General features: G+C 55.2%; 13 protein-coding genes. 12 read left to right on the top strand and 1 reads right to left on the bottom strand.

Going from position 1 to position 16,470, the window contains the following annotated elements:
- Positions 1 to 24 precede the first annotated feature (24 nt).
- The 8 genes from MKX70_RS28485 (at position 25) to MKX70_RS28450 (ending at position 10,490) form a co-directional block, all read left to right on the top strand.
- The gene (locus MKX70_RS28485; RefSeq protein ID WP_042234756.1) at positions 25 to 681 is read left to right on the top strand and encodes an RraA family protein; all 657 of its coding nucleotides are present in this window, start codon (positions 25 to 27) and stop codon (positions 679 to 681) included.
- Positions 682 to 706: 25 nt separating this feature from the next.
- Complete coding sequence (locus tag MKX70_RS28480; RefSeq protein ID WP_042234758.1) at positions 707 to 1,468, top strand: SDR family NAD(P)-dependent oxidoreductase; 762 nt, start codon at positions 707 to 709, stop codon at positions 1,466 to 1,468.
- Positions 1,469 to 1,486: 18 nt separating this feature from the next.
- Complete coding sequence (locus tag MKX70_RS28475; RefSeq protein ID WP_052416209.1) at positions 1,487 to 2,326, top strand: amidohydrolase family protein; 840 nt, start codon at positions 1,487 to 1,489, stop codon at positions 2,324 to 2,326.
- Positions 2,277 to 4,139, top strand: coding sequence for an IlvD/Edd family dehydratase (locus MKX70_RS28470; RefSeq protein ID WP_340788594.1), 1,863 nt, complete (start codon positions 2,277 to 2,279; stop codon positions 4,137 to 4,139). Before MKX70_RS28475 ends, MKX70_RS28470 begins: the two co-directional genes overlap by 50 nt.
- Positions 4,140 to 4,196: 57 nt before the next feature.
- Entirely contained in the window at positions 4,197 to 5,213 is a 1,017-nt protein-coding gene (locus MKX70_RS28465; protein ID WP_340790223.1) for an NAD-dependent epimerase/dehydratase family protein, read from the top strand.
- A complete protein-coding gene (locus MKX70_RS28460) occupies positions 5,213 to 6,283 on the top strand; it encodes a dihydrodipicolinate synthase family protein (protein ID WP_340841344.1) in 1,071 nt (356 codons plus the stop codon). The genes MKX70_RS28465 and MKX70_RS28460 overlap by 1 nt, the downstream gene beginning before the upstream one ends.
- 93 nt (positions 6,284 to 6,376) lie before the next feature.
- Entirely contained in the window at positions 6,377 to 9,307 is a 2,931-nt protein-coding gene (locus MKX70_RS28455) for an insulinase family protein (RefSeq protein WP_340841343.1), read from the top strand.
- 133 nt (positions 9,308 to 9,440) lie between these two features.
- Complete coding sequence (locus tag MKX70_RS28450; RefSeq protein ID WP_340788587.1) at positions 9,441 to 10,490, top strand: Atu2307/SP_0267 family LLM class monooxygenase; 1,050 nt, start codon at positions 9,441 to 9,443, stop codon at positions 10,488 to 10,490.
- Between the two features lie 394 nt (positions 10,491 to 10,884).
- On the opposite strand, the gene MKX70_RS28445 is transcribed toward MKX70_RS28450, so the two are convergent.
- A complete protein-coding gene (locus MKX70_RS28445) occupies positions 10,885 to 11,772 on the bottom strand; it encodes a fructose bisphosphate aldolase (protein ID WP_340841342.1) in 888 nt (295 codons plus the stop codon).
- Positions 11,773 to 11,945: 173 nt separating this feature from the next.
- Here MKX70_RS28445 and MKX70_RS28440 point away from each other — a divergent pair, with 173 nt between their 5' ends.
- The 4 genes from MKX70_RS28440 (at position 11,946) to MKX70_RS28425 (ending at position 16,462) form a co-directional block, all read left to right on the top strand.
- The gene (locus MKX70_RS28440) at positions 11,946 to 12,605 is read left to right on the top strand and encodes a hypothetical protein (protein ID WP_042234767.1); all 660 of its coding nucleotides are present in this window, start codon (positions 11,946 to 11,948) and stop codon (positions 12,603 to 12,605) included.
- Positions 12,606 to 12,904: 299 nt separating this feature from the next.
- Positions 12,905 to 14,146, top strand: a complete 1,242-nt coding sequence (locus MKX70_RS28435; protein ID WP_042234769.1) for an RICIN domain-containing protein — start codon at positions 12,905 to 12,907, stop codon at positions 14,144 to 14,146.
- A gap of 370 nt (positions 14,147 to 14,516) precedes the next feature.
- Positions 14,517 to 15,428, top strand: a complete 912-nt coding sequence (locus MKX70_RS28430; protein WP_340841341.1) for an alpha/beta hydrolase — start codon at positions 14,517 to 14,519, stop codon at positions 15,426 to 15,428.
- 56 nt (positions 15,429 to 15,484) lie between these two features.
- Complete coding sequence (locus tag MKX70_RS28425; protein ID WP_340841340.1) at positions 15,485 to 16,462, top strand: phosphotransferase enzyme family protein; 978 nt, start codon at positions 15,485 to 15,487, stop codon at positions 16,460 to 16,462.
- The last annotated feature ends 8 nt before the right edge of the window (positions 16,463 to 16,470 follow it).

The following is a 16,470-nucleotide window of genomic DNA, read 5'->3' as shown; positions in this document are numbered from 1 at the left end:
CACATTAAAGAGGCGGGATGAACAATGGACGATCAGAAGCTATTCGATACGATGTGTGAAACGCTCTATTCGGCAGTTATCTCCGATACGCTGGATCAGCTCGGCTACCGCAATCAAGTGATGCGCGAGAATATCAATCCGGTCGATCCCTCCTGGGTGGTGGCTGGACGTGCCAAAACCGTTCTGTCCGTGGATATTCATCATCTGCCGGAAGACCCTTACGCCAAGGAGATAGAAGCGGTAGACAGCGTCAAGCCGGGAGAGATTGTGATCGGCTGCACGAATGAATCCAGGCAGAATGGCCTGTGGGGGGAGCTACTGTCAACGGCCTCCAAGATGCGCGGCGGGCGGGGTGCCATTGTGGACGGCTTAATCCGGGATACGGCCAAAATTCTGGAGCTGGGCTTTCCCGTCTTCGCCACCGGCACCAAGCCGGTAGATTCGCAGGGACGCGGGATCGTTATCGACTACGATATTCCGGTGCTGTGCGGAGGTGTGCTGGTGAATCCCGGCGACATTATCTTCGGCGATCGTGACGGTGTCGTGGTGATACCGGGCGCCATCATTGATGAAGTGTTCGCACTGGCGACGGATAAGGCGACACGCGAGAATCATACACGCGATGAGCTGCTGGCGGGCTCCACACTGCGGCAGGTCTACGATAAATACGGAGTACTCTAAACCATGAAGGCGGGGTGTCTACATCATGAGGCTGGCTGGAAAAAGAGTGCTGGTAACCGGCGCCGGGCGGGGCATCGGGCTGGCGATTGCCCGCCGTTTCCTGGAGGAGGGGGCCCGCGTGGTCCTGCTGGACCGCAGCGAAGCAGAGCTGCTTACTGCCGCTGATGAACTGGCAGACTACAGCGGAAGCTGGACCACGGAGGTCTGCGATCTGCGCGACCCGGCACAGCTTGAGGCGTCTGCCGCTAGGGCCTTCGCGCACTTTGGCGGAGTTGACATCATTGTGAATAATGCAGGAATTGCTTATAGGGAATCCTTTCTCGATATTTCCTTGGAGCACTGGAACGCAGTCTTCGAGATCAATGTCCGTGCGGTCTACTTGCTTGGACAGCTGGCCGCCAGGCAGATGATTGGCCAGGGCGGGGGCGGTGCAATTATCAATATGAGCTCCAAAAACGGAATATCGGCCAGCGCGGAGCTTGCGCATTACAATGCTTCCAAGGCTGCCGTTATCCTGCTCACAGAGTCTATGGCGGTAGAGCTGGCTCCGTATGGTATCCGGGTCAATGCAGTGGCACCGGGCTTCGTGGATACCCCGCTGGACCGCAGGCTGCGTGAGGAAGGCGGACTGCCGTCCCATTCGGAGCATACCCCGATGAAACGGGCAGCGGCTCCAGAGGAGGTTGCGAATGTGTTTCTCTTCCTGGCCTCAGACGAAGCAGCGTATGTGACGGGGGAAACGGTCCGTGTAGATGGCGGACATCTGGCTAACGGAAGTGAATTGTAGCTTGAAGGAGGTGCAGAGATGATTTTTGATTCACACACTCATTTGTTTGGACCGGGAATGGTGGCCGGACCTACGGATGCGGCGATCAAGCGTGCCTGGGGCCCGGATATGAATATTGAGGCTACACCGGAGCAGCACCGGGGCAACCTGGAAGGATTCTCGGGAGCCATAGTACTGGCGATGGCGGCGTCTGCGACCGGGCTGGTGGTGCCGAATGAATATGTGGCGGAATACTGCCGGACGGACCCGGGAAGGCTGTTTGGTTTTGCCAGCGTAGATCCGAATGATCTGGACTGTGTAGGCAAGTTCGAAACGGCTGTCCGCGAGCTGGGGCTGAAGGGACTGAAGCTGGCCCCGATCTATCAGAACTTTTATCCGGAGGATCCGAAGCATATGTCGCTCTATGCTAAGGCGGAGCAACTGAACGTTCCGGTTCTATGGCATCAGGGAACATCCTTTGTCCCAGAGGGGTACCTGGATGCTTCCCGCCCGGCGATGCTTGATCCAATTGCCAGGGCTTTTCCGAAGCTGAAAATGATCGTAGCCCATATGGGCCACCCCTGGGTGGATGAATGCATCTCGCTGGTGCGCAAGCATCCTAACCTGTACATGGACGTGTCTGCACTCGGCAGCCGGCCGTGGCAATTCTATAATGCACTGGTCTCCGCTGCGGAATACGGGGTGCAGGACAAGCTGCTGTTCGGCTCGGACTATCCGTTCTTCGGGACGCAGCAGATGCTGGATGCCTTGTACCGGATCAATGATCTGGTGGAGGGAACGAAGCTGCCGCGTGTAGCGGAGGATTTCATTGAAGACATTATTCACCGGCCGACACCGGAAATCCTCGGGCTGGTCTAAGTGGTACAACAGCAGGCTGGAAGCCAAAGGGAGATGGAGCATGGAGGAGCATACGGAAACCAGCCGGGCGGACAGTGACGGGAGCGGTGCCGCCGGACGCAGACTGAAGAGTGAAGCCTATTTCCAGGAAAAAGATCTGTGGGGCTTCATACACCGTTCGTTTACAAAGTCGATGGGATATACAGAAGAGGATCTGCGCAAGCCGGTCATCGGCATCTGCAATACCTTCAGTGAGCTGAACAAGTGCCATTCGCACTTTAATGAGCTGGTGGATTATGTGAAGCGCGGGGTCTGGCAGGCTGGCGGGGTGCCGATGGAATTCCCGACGATATCGATCGGCGAGCCTTATGTCAAGCCGACGACGATGCTGCTGCGCAACCTGATGGCGATGGACACGGAGGAAATGATGAAGGGCCACCCCATAGACGGGGTGGTGCTGCTCGGCGGCTGTGACAAAACAGTGCCTGCCCAACTGATGGCAGCGGCAAGTGTGAACATTCCGGCCATTGTGCTCACGGGCGGGCCGATGCTGAACGGCCGCCTGGGCGGACGGAGCCTGGGCGCCTGCACCGACTGCTACGGCTTCACGCTGGAGCATAAAGCGGGAAATCTCACCGATGCGGAGCTGGCGGTGGCGGAGGACGCCATCTGCCGCAGCGACGGGCACTGCATGGTGATGGGCACAGCCAGCACCATGGCCTCGATTGCCGAAGCCATTGGCATGGCGCTGCCGGGGTGCGCGGCCATCCCCGCGCCGGACAGCCGCCGCAGGCATCTCTCTGAGCGGACCGGCAAGCAGATTGTAGAGCTGGTGCGGCGGGATATCCGCCCGCGCGACATCATGACGGCAGAGGCAATGGAGAATGCCATCACGGTCACGATGGCCAGCGGCGGCTCCACGAATGCCATCATCCATCTGGTGGCGATTTCCCAGCGGCTGGGCCGGAAGCTGCCGCTGGAGACATTCGATGACATCAGCCGCCGGACGCCGTTCATTCTGAATCTGCGGCCTTCGGGCAAATATCAGATGGAGGAGTATTTCGAAGCAGGCGGCGTGCCTGCGCTGATGAAGGAGCTGGAGCCGCTGCTGCATGGCGGCTGCCTGACCGTAACCGGCCGGACGGTTACGGAGAATCTGGTCCAGGCGGTCACGCTGGACCGGGAGGTGATCCGCAGCGTGGCGGAGCCGCTGGACAGAGAGGGCGGAATTGCCGTGCTGCGCGGCAATCTGGCCCCGGATGGCGCGCTGATTAAGCAGACGGCGGTATCAGCGCATCTGAAGCGGCACACCGGGCGCGCCGTGGTGTTCGAGAGCCCGGCGGATCTCCAGCTGCGGATCGACGACCCGGAGCTTGCGGTAGATGAGCACAGTGTACTGGTGCTCAAGAACGCCGGCCCCAAAGGTGCGCCCGCGATGCCGGAGATCGGGCAGATCCCGATCCCGCAGAAGCTGCTGGTGCGCGGCATAAGAGACATGGTCCGCATCTCTGATGCACGGATCAGCGGTACCTCCTACGGCGCCCTGATCGTGCATGCGGCGCCGGAAGCGGCTGTAGGAGGAACCCTGGCGCTGGTACAGGACGGCGATGAAATCGAGCTGGATATTGCCGCGAGAAGGCTGGTCCTGAAGGTGCCGGATGAGGAGCTGGCCCGGCGGCGGGCTGCCTGGAAGGCGCCGGAGCCCCATTATGACAGAGGCTACGGCCTGCTGTTCCATGAGCGCGTGCTGCAGGCGAATCTGGGCTGTGATTTCGATTTCCTGCTGCCGGCAGAGCTTCGCCGGGAGCTGCTGGACGGAGCCAAGCAGGACTAACCATAAATTTTATCCACCTAAAGGAGAATTCTTATGCAAATGCCAACGCAAGCTGTGATCCGGTCTGTTCAGGAGCTGGAAGACCGGCTGGCCCGTCCGTCTGCCGCACTGCTGGAGGAGCTCGCCCAGCTCGACGGGGATATCATGCTGCTCGGAGTAGGCGGAAAAATGGGCCCGAGCCTGGCCAGGCTGGCCGTGAATGCCATCCGGGAGGCCGGGCTGGACAAGAAGGTAATTGGCGTCTCCCGCTTCTCGAATGAGGCATTGAAGCAAGAATTAATTGAAGCCGGAGTGGAGGTGATCGCGGCGGATTTGTCTGACGACAGCGCGCTGCGGGCACTGCCTGACACGAAGAATATCCTGTACATGGCCGGCAATAAATTCGGCACAACAGGCAATGAGCATTTCACCTGGATGATGAACGCTTATCTGCCTGGGCGTGTGGCGGAGCGCTTCCGCGATTCGCGGATTGTCGTCTTCTCGACAGGCAATGTCTACCCGTTCACGCCGGTGGGCCAAGGCGGAGCAACGGAACGCACCTCACCGAATGCGAACGGCGAGTATGGACAGTCCTGTCTGGGGCGAGAGCGGATCTTCGAGCATTTCTCGCATAAGAACAATACGCCGATGTTCATCTACCGGCTCAATTATGCCATAGACTTGCGCTATGGCGTTCTGCTGGAGCTTGCCCGATCCGTCAAGGAGCAGCGGCCCATCGATCTGACGATGGGGCACGCCAATGTCATCTGGCAGGGAGATGCCAATGAGCTTGCCCTGCGCGCCTTGCTCCGCTGCAGCTCGCCGCCGAATGTCATGAACATCACCGGACCGGAGACGGTGTCGCTGCGCTGGGCGGCCGCGGAAATCGGCCGCAGGCTGGGGACTGAGCCTGTCTTCACGGGTGCAGAAGCCCCGGAAGCCCTGCTGAGCAATGCTGCGAAGGCAGCGGCTTCCTTCGGATATCCCCGGGTATCGCTGGCACAGATGATCGATTGGGTCGCGGACTGGGTGGCTGCGGGCAGCGAGACCTGGAACAAGCCGACACATTTTCAGGAACGGGAGGGCAACTATTAATGGGAGCGAGCAGACAACCGTTAACTCCGGAGCTCTATGAAGCGCTGCATGAAGGTCTGGCGATTCCGGCGCATCCTCTGGCCCTTACGGCAGAACGCAAGCTGGATGAGCGCCGCCAGCGGGCATTGACCCGTTATTATATCGCCTCCGGGGCAGGCGGAGTTGCTGTGGCCGTGCATTCCACGCAGTTCGAAATCAGGGACCCCGGGATCGGGCTGCTGGAGCCGGTGCTTAGGCTGGCTGCGGAAGAAGTGGAGCGTGCCGGCCTTACCCGTCCTTTCCTGAAGGTGGCAGGCATATGCGGAGACACGGAGCAGGCTGTCCGGGAAGCGCAGCTCGCGGCAGGTCTGGGCTATGAGGCGGGACTTCTCAGCATGGGCGGACTGCAGGACTGGAGCGAGGCGCAGCTGCTGGAACGCACAAGGAGAGTGGCGGATGTGATTCCTGTCTTCGGCTTCTATCTGCAGCCTTCTGTAGGCGGCCGGATCTTAAGCGTTAACTTTTGGCGGAGCTTTGCAGAGATTGAAGGCGTTATCGCGATCAAAATGGCACCGTTCAACCGTTATCAGAGCCTCGATGTGGTCCGGGCGGTGATGGAGTCCAGCCGCAGCAGCGAAATCGCTCTCTATACCGGCAATGACGATAATATCGTCACGGATCTGCTCACCACCTACCGCTTCAAGGTTAACGGGGAACCCATGGAGAAGAAAATTGTCGGCGGGCTTCTTGGTCACTGGGCGGTCTGGACAAGCAAAGCGGTTCACCTTCTGGATACGATCCGAAAAATCCGCAATGAGGCTACCCTGTCATCCAGCTGGCTGACCCTTGGCATTGAGGTGACCGACAGCAACGCGGCTTTGTTTGATCCGGCCCATCAATTTCACGGCTGTATTCCGGGCATTCATGAGGCGCTGCGCCGCCAGGGGCTGCTTGAAGGCTTATGGTGCCTGAATCCGGAGGAGCAGCTCTCACCCGGGCAGCTGGAGGAGATCAGCAGAGTCACGAGGGATTATCCCCATCTCACGGATGATGAATTCGTGGCAGCGCATTTGGAGGAATGGCTCCGGTAAAAGAGGCGTCCGCACATTCCCCAGTGGAACCCGAAAGCCCGGATATGATAAGCTCATGGCATCAGGCCAGTCCTGAACCAAGGAGGGAAATCTATGAGCAGCTTAATCACAGGCCAAGTCTATTCCGGGTTTCAAGTCATGCGTCAGGAGTATATCCGGGAAATCGAATCCTCGGTATATACGATGGAGCATCAGCAGAGCGGCGCGCGGCTGCTATACGTACAGAATCAGGATGATAACAAGGTGTTCAGTGTCACTTTTCGGACTCCGCCTGCGGACAGCACGGGAGTGTTTCATATTCTGGAGCATTCGGTCCTGTGCGGCTCGGATAAGTATCCGGTAAAGGAACCGTTTGTAGAGCTGCTGAAGGGCTCGATGAAAACATTTCTGAACGCCTTTACCTTTGGCGACAAGACGATGTATCCGGTGGCCAGCCGGAATGAACAGGACTTTGCCAACTTAATGGAGGTTTATCTGGACAGCGTGTTCCAGCCGAACATTTACAGCCAGCGGGAGATTTTTGAGCAGGAGGGCTGGCATTACGAGCTGCCGCGTTCCGGGGATGAGCTGATCTATAAGGGTGTCGTCTACAACGAGATGAAAGGCTCTTATTCCTCACCTGTCACGGTATTAATCGACCGGATCAAAAAGTCGCTCTACCCGGATACGGTATACCGTCATTCCTCCGGCGGAGATCCGGAACATATCCCTGCGTTGACCTATGAGCAGTTCCTGGAGGCGCACAGCCGTTATTACCACCCGTCCAACAGTTATTTCTATCTCTATGGAGACTTGAATATCGAAGCGAGGCTGCAATTCATCCACGAGGAATATCTCAGCCGCTATAAACGCAAGGATATCGATACGGGGATTGCCCTGCAGCAGCCGACAGGAATAACCGAGCTTACGGCGGAGTATCCCATTCTGGAGTCCGAAACCGCCGCTGATAAGACATACGTGAGTTTGAACTATGTAATCGGAACCTCCCTGGACCGGGAGCTAAATCTGGCCTTTGCCATTCTGAAAAGCATGCTGATGGACAGCAACGCCGCTCCGCTGAAACAGGCTCTGCTGGAGAGCGGACTCGGCAAGGATGTGGTCTCTTTCTATTCCGACAGTATGGTCCAGCCTATGCTTGGCATTGCCTTGACTCATTCTAATCCCTCCGCCAAAGAGGCCTTCGTGAATCTGGTCAGAACGACGTTAAGCCGCCTTGCCGCGGACGGCCTGGATGAGAAGCTGGTGCTGGCCGCGGTGAACAGCAAGGAATTTGAACTGCGGGAAGCAGACTTCAACCAGTACCCGAAGGGCCTGACCTATAATATGGAAGTGATGAAGGCCTGGCTGTATGACGGCTTGCCGTCCACGTATCTGGAGTATGAAGCTGCAATTGCGGCTATCCGCGAACAAAGTGCAAACCGGTATTTCGAGCGGCTGATCGAGACCTACCTGCTGAATAGCGACCACTGCAGCGTCGTTGTCCTGAAGCCTTCCCAGACCCTTGCGGCAGACAAGGAGGCGGCGGCCCGTAGCCGTTTGACTGCATATAAAGCCTCGTTGACGCCGGTACAGCTCGAAGAGCTGGTGCTGAATACGCAGAAGCTGCTGGCCCGGCAGAACCGTCCGGATGCCGTGGAGGATCTGCAGAAGCTTCCGAAGCTGTCCCTTCAGGACATTGACCGCAGCGCTCCGCCAGGGGTGGCTACCCAGGAGCATAGACTGGATGGAATCACAGTGCTGCATCATGAAGCGGCTGCGGGAACCATCGCCTATATTAAGCTGTATTGGGACACCAGGGTTCTGGCGGCAGAACAGATACCTTATCTGGAACTGCTGGCGAGGGTGCTGGGGCAACTGGAGACTGCGGCTTACAGCATTGAAGAGCTGACCAGTGAAATCGGGATCACAACCGGCGGCATCCGGTTTCAGAATGAGATATTTGGGGCCGGCAAAGCTGACGAAGGAAGCTACCAGCCCAAATTCAGCGCCCGCATCAAGGTCATGCAAGGCAACATCGGCGGTTCCCTGAAGCTGCTGCACGAGCTGCTCTACAATAGCAGCTTGAATAATTTATCCAAGCTGCAGGAGATTGTCCGCCGGGAAGCCTCCGGCATGGAAGCAATGCTGAACCAGAAAGGCAATGAAATTGCAGCCGGCCGGGTGCTCTCTTATTTCACAGATAGAGGGATGTATGAGGAGCAGCTCGGCGGTATGGCCTATTACCGCTTCATCAAAGAGCTGGCCGGCCGGATTGACCAGGAGGCTGATCAGCTGGCGGATATTCTGAAGGGAATCTGCGGGGTTCTGTTTAATACACAGAATGTAACACTGTCCGTAACCGGAACGCTGGATACGTATGCGGAATTCACTGCACACCTGGCGCAGCTGGATCTGCGGGACCAGCAGGTTAAGTTCTTGCCGCTGCTGCCTGCGCTGGACCAGGCGGGCAACGAAGGGTTCATGTCTGCCAGCCAGGTGCAGTATGTGGTCAAAGGATATGACTTCACGAAGCTGGGGTTTGCTTATTCCGGCAAGCTGCAGGTGCTCAAAAGAATCCTCAGCCTGACCTATCTGTGGAATGCTGTCCGGGTCAAGGGCGGAGCTTATGGCGGCAATCTCGTTCTGCGCAGAGACGGTGTGCTCCTGTTTACTTCTTACCGTGATCCGAATTTGCAGGAGACGCTGGAGATTTATGACCGGGCATATTTGTTTGCCGGAGAATTTGCAGCAGATGAAGAGGAGATGACGAAGGCGATCATCGGCACGCTGGCGATGGTTGACCAGCCGCTGAGTCCCGGCGCACAGGGCCGGCAGGCGGACCGGTATTATTTCGAGCAGATTACCGGTGCAGCTCTGCAGCAGGAACGGAATGAAATTCTATCAACAACCTCCGAAGATATCAGGCAATATGCCGGCCTACTACAGGCAGTGACGCAGCAGAATTACTTCTGTGTGGTCGGTAACGAGTCGAAGCTGAAATCAGTCCGGGATCTTTTCGGCAGCCTGGAGGAACTGGTGAAGTAATTTAGTTTTTGAATATTTAACTATTTAGATTTAAAATATAAGGATTACGACTAGGCGTATGCTTTCGAAGCAAGTTTTGCGAATGGGACTCCCATGGAGCAGATGCTAACATAACTTTTAGGAGGAACAACAAGTGGAACTTGGAATAAGCACCTTTGTCGAGACAACGCCTGATGTGAATACCGGTGAGACCCTGAGCCACGCGCAGCGGCTGCGTGAAGTGGTGGAGGAAATCGTGCTCGCGGATCAGGTGGGACTGGATGTATACGGCGTAGGTGAGCATCACCGGCCTGATTTTGCAGCTTCATCGCCTGCGGTTCTAATGGCTGCTGCTGCACCGCTGACGAACAGAATCCGCCTGACCAGTGCAGTCATGATTCTCTCGTCAGCTGATCCGGTGCGTGTATTTCAGGATTTCGCCACACTGGACGGGATTTCGAACGGCCGTGCCGAGATTATGGTGGGCCGTGGCTCGTTTGTGGAGTCGTTTCCGTTATTCGGCTATGATCTGAAGGATTATGAAGCACTGTTCGACGAGAAGCTGGATTTATTGCTGAAGCTCCGCGAGTCGGAGAAGGTGAGCTGGAGCGGGAAGCACCGTCCAGCGATACATAATCTGGGGATTTATCCGCGTCCGGAGCAGAATCCCCTGCCTGTCTGGATTGCGAGTGCGGGAAGTCCGGAGTCTGCGGTCCGTGCCGGCACACTGGGCTTGCCGTTTGCCCTGGCGATTATCGGCAATGTGAATCCTTCGGATTATGCTACGCATGTACGGCTGTACAAGGAAGCAGCGGCCAAGGCCGGGCATGATGTGTCACAGCTGCCGATTGCCTCGCACTCGCATGGCTTCATTGCGAAGAGCAATGAGCTGGCGCTAGAGAAGTTCTTCCCGTCCACTCACGCGCGGACGAATGTCCGGGCGGTGGAGAAGGGGCTGCCGCCTTATCACCGTGCGGATTATGATGCGGCGAGCAGCTTTGACGGAGCGTTATATGTCGGCGGTCCGGAGACGGTTGCCCGCAAAATCATCCACCTATACCAGCACGTGGGGATTACGCGGTTCCTGCTGCATGTGCCACACGGCTCCATGCCGCATGCGGAGGTTATGGAGGCGATCCGCCTCTTCGGAACTGAAGTGGCGCCAATTGTGCGGGCGGAAGCCGCGCGTTTGAAGAACGTATAGCTGCTGTTGCCGCGAGAAACTTCTCGTTGGTCGCAAAATCCTGCAAAAAGCACAACATTTTCTTCACTAACCGGTGCTAATATGGAATATGTTGTATGAAATACAGCATTACTCCTTCTCCAAGCGGTTTAGCGGGAGAATTCCTGTATTTCATACAACAATTCACCCGTAGCCCCAGGCATCTCAGACTCAAGTTGCAATCCTTACAACATTTTAGATTATTCCGTTCCGATGGACCTTTAGCAATGGGGCGGTTACTGCTTTGGGATTAGTCTTATGTTTGGCTTATTTAACCAAGAAACCCCGGGACATTAGTCCCGGGGTCTTCGTCTGCTAATCAAGCAACTCTATAGATTGGGTGGAAACTTAAGAGAAAAGGCAGAGCGGCGAGGCTTCAAGTTATGGAAGCCTCGTAGATCGCAAGGGTGGACGCAGCAAGTATGCTATTAAATTCATCATCACTCTGCTGATCGCTGAGTCCCTGGGACAGGGCGCGCGAGAAGCTGGCAATGAGTCCGTGCTGGCGGGCCAGCTTCTCATTCGCTTCTGCCTGGGTATAGCCCCCGGATAATGCCACGATGCGGACTACATGCGGGTCTGCAGCGAGTTCGCTGTACAGATTATCTTCGGTCGGAAGTGACAGCTTCAGCATGACCTTGACGCCCTCTTCCAGAGTGGATAATTGGGCGGCCAGTTCCCGCTTCAGCAGCTGCTCGGACGCTGCTTTGTCCGGGCTGAGAATGTCTACTTCCGGTTCGATGATCGGAACCAACCCGTAACCGGCGATTTGCTCCGCGACAGCAAACTGCTGTTCTACGACTTGCCGGATACCCTCCGCGTTAGCTTCATGGATCACTGAGCGCATCTTGGTGCCGAAGATGTTCCTCTTGACCGCCCGTTCCAGCAGGTCATCCAGACCGGGAATGGGCTTCATGAGCTGAACCCCATTTTCCTGCGTGGCCAGTCCCTGATCGATTTTCAAAAAAGGCACGATGCCTTTCTCTTCCCATAAATAATCGGCGGTTAATTGTCCGTCTATGAAACGGTCCATCGTGTTCTCAAAAAGAATAGCGCCGAGGATATGCTCCGAATTAAATGCGGGACTCTGAATAATGCGTGTTCTCATCCCGTGGACCATCGCGTACATCTCTTCGTCACCGGAGTAGCGGTCCTCCTTAATGCCGTATTGCAGCAGCGCTTTGGGTGTGCTTCCCCCGCTCTGATCCAGAGCAGCTATAAAGCCTTGGCCTGTGTGAATTCTGTCCAATTGTTTCGTATTCATGGATATTTGTCCTTCCCTTCTACGAAATGAAATGGTGACTCCATCTGTTTAGTATAGCACTTTTGATTAGGGACATACATTTGAGCCGGCAGAGCTTTCCATTTGAGTTGAGAGATATGGTATGTTACCTTGTTCAATAGGATGGTATGATAGGAAGAGGGGTGAAAATAATTATGACAAATGAAACAACCAATGAGACAGCCAATGAGACCGCCAATGAGGCAACAAACGGGGAAGCAGAAGCTGCCGAGAAGGTCATGACCGAAGAGAAATGGAACGAGCTGCTGAAGGCTGTTTTTCATAACGGCATTGTAGCTCTAAAAATGAGTTTCAGTGAAGTGGAAGGCCAGGTTCTGAATTTGGATACTTACGGCCCGGTGTTTGTGTATCGTGTCAAGGACAGTGCCAACGATGATTATTACTGCGGGTTCTTCCTTCGTGAGTTGGCCGGCAGATTCCAGTCCGGAAGCAGTCCGGAAATCTGGATGGCCTCCTTCTTCCACGAATTGATGAAGACCAAGGGAGGCAACTCCTTGCCTAAGCCTCTTCCGAGTGAAGAGGAAGCCAAGGCCGTTGTTGATAATGTACTGGTTCCCATGTGCATCGCCGCTGTCCGTGAAGAATTCGCACCGGAGCAGGTTCATGCAGGCCTGGCCTTTAACCCGGAGCACGGACCGGTCTTTGAAGCAGGATTCCCTGCAATCACTGACGGGAACAACGTATGCGCGATTCCGCTTCATCTGTTGCTGACGCATTTACAGCTGAACCGCGATCCTTCGGAGCTGCTGCTGCAGGGCTTGTACAAAATCCGTGAAGAACACGGAATGGAGTAAAATGCAGGTAAAAGAGTAAGATAAGCACAGGCCGCTCCTCTATGGAAGCGGTCTTTTGCTGCAAAGATAAAAGTACATAGGTCCATACGGTCACTTCTCCTTCCGTTTCTGCCGGGTTCGCTGAATTGTCAAAATTACAGTTCTTACCGGGAGTAAAAACGATATATATGGGGTGTAGCGGATGAAGACGTTCTCAAATGCCATTTTCCGAAACCGGTTGGGTTAGGTTTCAACTGCACGAACGTACACGTGCATTGAAATAGGATGGGCAACCTTGAATAGCAAAGAGGAGGACAACGATGTTGAGAAGAGGAAAAGTCTTAAGTTTGTTTCTGCTGTTCACGCTTTTGATCGCACTGGTGCCTGCGGGGAATTCCAGCGCAGCATCAACCTGGAATCTGGCCTGGAGCGATGAGTTCGACGGCTCTTCCCTGAATACCGCCAACTGGACTGCCGAGACCGGCACCGGTAGCGGCGGCTGGGGAAACAATGAATTGCAATATTATACGAACCGGACACAGAATCTGCAGGTTACCGGCGGCAATCTTGTAATCACAGCGCAGAAGGAATCCTATGGCGGCATGAATTATACCTCAGCACGGATCAAGACGCAGGGCCTCAAGAATTTCACCTATGGCAAAATAGAAGCCAGAATCAAGCTGCCTTCCGGTCAGGGGTTATGGCCTGCATTCTGGATGCTGGGCTCCAATATCACCACGGCCGGCTGGCCGGCCTCCGGGGAAACGGATATTATGGAACGGGTGAATAATAACGCCTTCGTCAACGGTACAGTGCATTGGGATGCAGGCGGGCATGCCGAATACGGGCAGGTGTCCGGAAGTCTGGATTTCTCCCAGTATCATGTGTACAGCGTGGAGTGGGATTCGAAATATATCAAGTGGTTCGTTGACGGCAACCAGTTCAATCAATTCTATATTGAGAACGGAACAGGCAATACAGAGGAATTCCAGAAACCGTTCTTCCTGCTGCTGAACCTTGCGGTAGGCGGCAATTGGCCGGGCGCACCGAACAGTGCTACCAGCTTCCCGGCACAAATGCTGGTTGACTATGTGCGTGTGTATCAGGCAGGCGCTCCATCGACCGGTATTGTCAGCGGCGGAGTATACACATTAATGTCCAAAGTAAGCGGCAAAGTGCTGGATGTGAAGGATGTCTCCACGGCAGACGGGGCCAAAATGCACCAGTGGACTAATTATACTGCCAGCAACCAGCAGTTCAGAGTGGAGAGCACAGGGGATGGCTTCTACAAGCTTACTGCGATGCATAGCGGTAAGGTGCTGGATGTTCCGAATGCCTCCACTGCAAGCGGCGTCCAGCTGCAGCAGGCCAATGACAATGGCAGCAATGCCCAGCGCTGGAGCATCATCGATGTAGGTGGCGGTTACTATAAGCTTATATCCAAAGCGAGCGGGCTGGCTATGGATGTCTCCTCGTCCTCTACAGCGGATGGTGCGGTAGTGCAGCAATGGACCGACAACGGAACAGATGCCCAGAAGTGGCTGCTCACCAAGATTAACTAGGGAAGCCTCACTCTAACTCTAATAGCATCTTCCCGCTCATCAGACCGGGATGCGAATGGGATTGTTTATAGATAGGGACGAAAGACCGCGGAAGCTGCGGTCTTTCGTGCTTGTACGTGCTTATATTAGAATAATATTATTCAAAGCGGATGTTCTTGCTGAAGCGGACTGGGTTCCAGCTTGATCCAGCTTCAGCCGGCAGAATAGTCATACCCTAAATATTCTTTGATGTGATAATGCTTATTGTAAGCGTTATTATATGGTGGGATAAATGGAATATTGGAGGCGATTTATGCAAAGCCGCGGAAATGCCAGGTCTAACCTAATGATGCTGATAATACTAATCATGCTAATATGCTGTATGTCCCTTGTGAGTTGTTCTTCCGGTACAGATTCAGCGGCTGTCCAGACAGCTTCCCCGGAAGCGTCCGCAGCCGCAACTGAAGGGACTGCGTCAGCAGCACCGCAGCAGAGCCCCGGAATTCAAAATTTAACGTTCCACAGTGAGGCGCTGGATCGGGAGATGCGGCTCAGTATTTACCTGCCCGAAGGCTACAGTGCGAAGCAGCATTACCCGGTCCTCTATTTCATCCACGGCTACGGCGGCAAAGAAACGGATATGATCGCCGGGCTGGGGCTGCATCTCAGTGCAGACAGGCTGATTGAAGCAGGTCAGATCAATCCGCTCATTATCGTCTCCCCGCAGATGGATAACAGCTATGGGCTGAATTCTTCTCCTGCATATGCACCGAATGATCCTGGTGACCCCCTGACGACCTCTAACGGGATGTATGAAGATTATCTAGTGAAGGATGTTGTGAATTATGTGGATTCGCATTTCAGCACGTTAGCCGAGCGGGATTCGCGTTATATTGGCGGCATCTCAATGGGCGGCTTTGTAAGCCTGCATGCCGCGCTGCTGCACAGCGATGTCTTCAGCAGGGCAGGCGGGCATAGTCCGGCGCTGTTTCTGGATGACTGGTCTTCGGTCGGCGGTGAATACGGCCTGATCAGATTCCTGTATCCGACAGAAGCAGAGCGGCAGGAGCGTGATCCGCTTATTTTGGCGAAGGATAGGGAGTTAAGGGATCTGGCAGTATACCTGGATTGCGGGGAAGAGGACAACTACCGGTTCTATGAAGGTGCAGAGCAATTATATACACTGCTTAAGGATAAGGGGGTGCCGGTTGAATATCACCTGAGAGCAGGGGAACATGACGGGGAGTACTGGAGAGCCCACTTGGATGAGTACTTGATTTTTTATGACGGAAGGACTAACTGACGATGATGCTTACGAATTATAAATTGAATTTTGAAAAGCTATGTGCTACATATAACTTGGGGTCACTGCGCACTGAGCCGGAGCGGATCTTCGGCGGGTTCCTGCACCGGATGTACCGGATGACCACGGATCAGGCAGAGTACGCAGTGAAAGCGCTGAATCCGCAGATTATGCTCCGGGAATCAGTGATGAACAACCTGATAGCCGCCGAGAAGGCCGCGGAGCTCGCAAGCAGACATGGAATAAATGCTCTCCCGGCTCTGCTGCATGAGGGGAGCTGTATGCATGAAGTGGACGGGCAGTATTATCTGCTGTTTCCATGGATTGAAGGCCGCTCTATATCTGCAGGCAACGCGGGGCTGGAGCACTGCGTTACTATGGGGGAAGCTCTCGCGGCTATACATGCCACGGACTTCTCACCGCTCCATAATGAGCTCCATAGGGATAGCACAGCGGAACAATTGCAGACCGATTGGAAAGGGTATGCCGTACAAGGTCAGGCGATGGATCTTCCATGGTCCGCTTCCCTTATGGCTGCTCTGGACAAGCTCTACCGCTATGAGGAGCTGGTGAATGCTGCTATGCCGATCCTTAATGGCAACAGGATTATCAGCCACCGGGATCTGGACCTGAAGAATGTGCTGTGGGATCATGACGGCCGGCCCGTTATTATTGACTGGGAGGCTGCGGGCTGGATCAACCCGGCGCAGGAGCTGGTTGAAGTGGCACTCTATTGGTCAGACTTTGAGAGTGGTCACATCCGCAAGGAGGCCTTCTGTGCGCTGATTCAGGCTTACCGTAATCATGGGGGAGGGACACGTGACCCCTGGCCGGAGGTGCTAAACAGCGGTTACCACGGGAAGCTGGGCTGGATGGATTACAGCATCCGGCGGTCGCTGGGGCTGGAAGGCCCGGATGAAGCGGAGCGGGAGCTTGGGACAAGCCAGGTGCTGCCTACGCTGCAAGCGCTGAAGGATTACGACGCGTTCATTCCGCTTTGCCTGCAATGGCTTACGAACTTAAGTATGAAATAGAAGGAGTT

It is taken from the genome of Paenibacillus sp. FSL R7-0312, assembly GCF_038004445.1.
GTDB lineage: Bacteria > Bacillota > Bacilli > Paenibacillales > Paenibacillaceae > Paenibacillus_AQ.
Note: the sequence above shows the minus strand (reverse complement) of the source record. Positions and strands in the feature narration are given on the sequence as shown.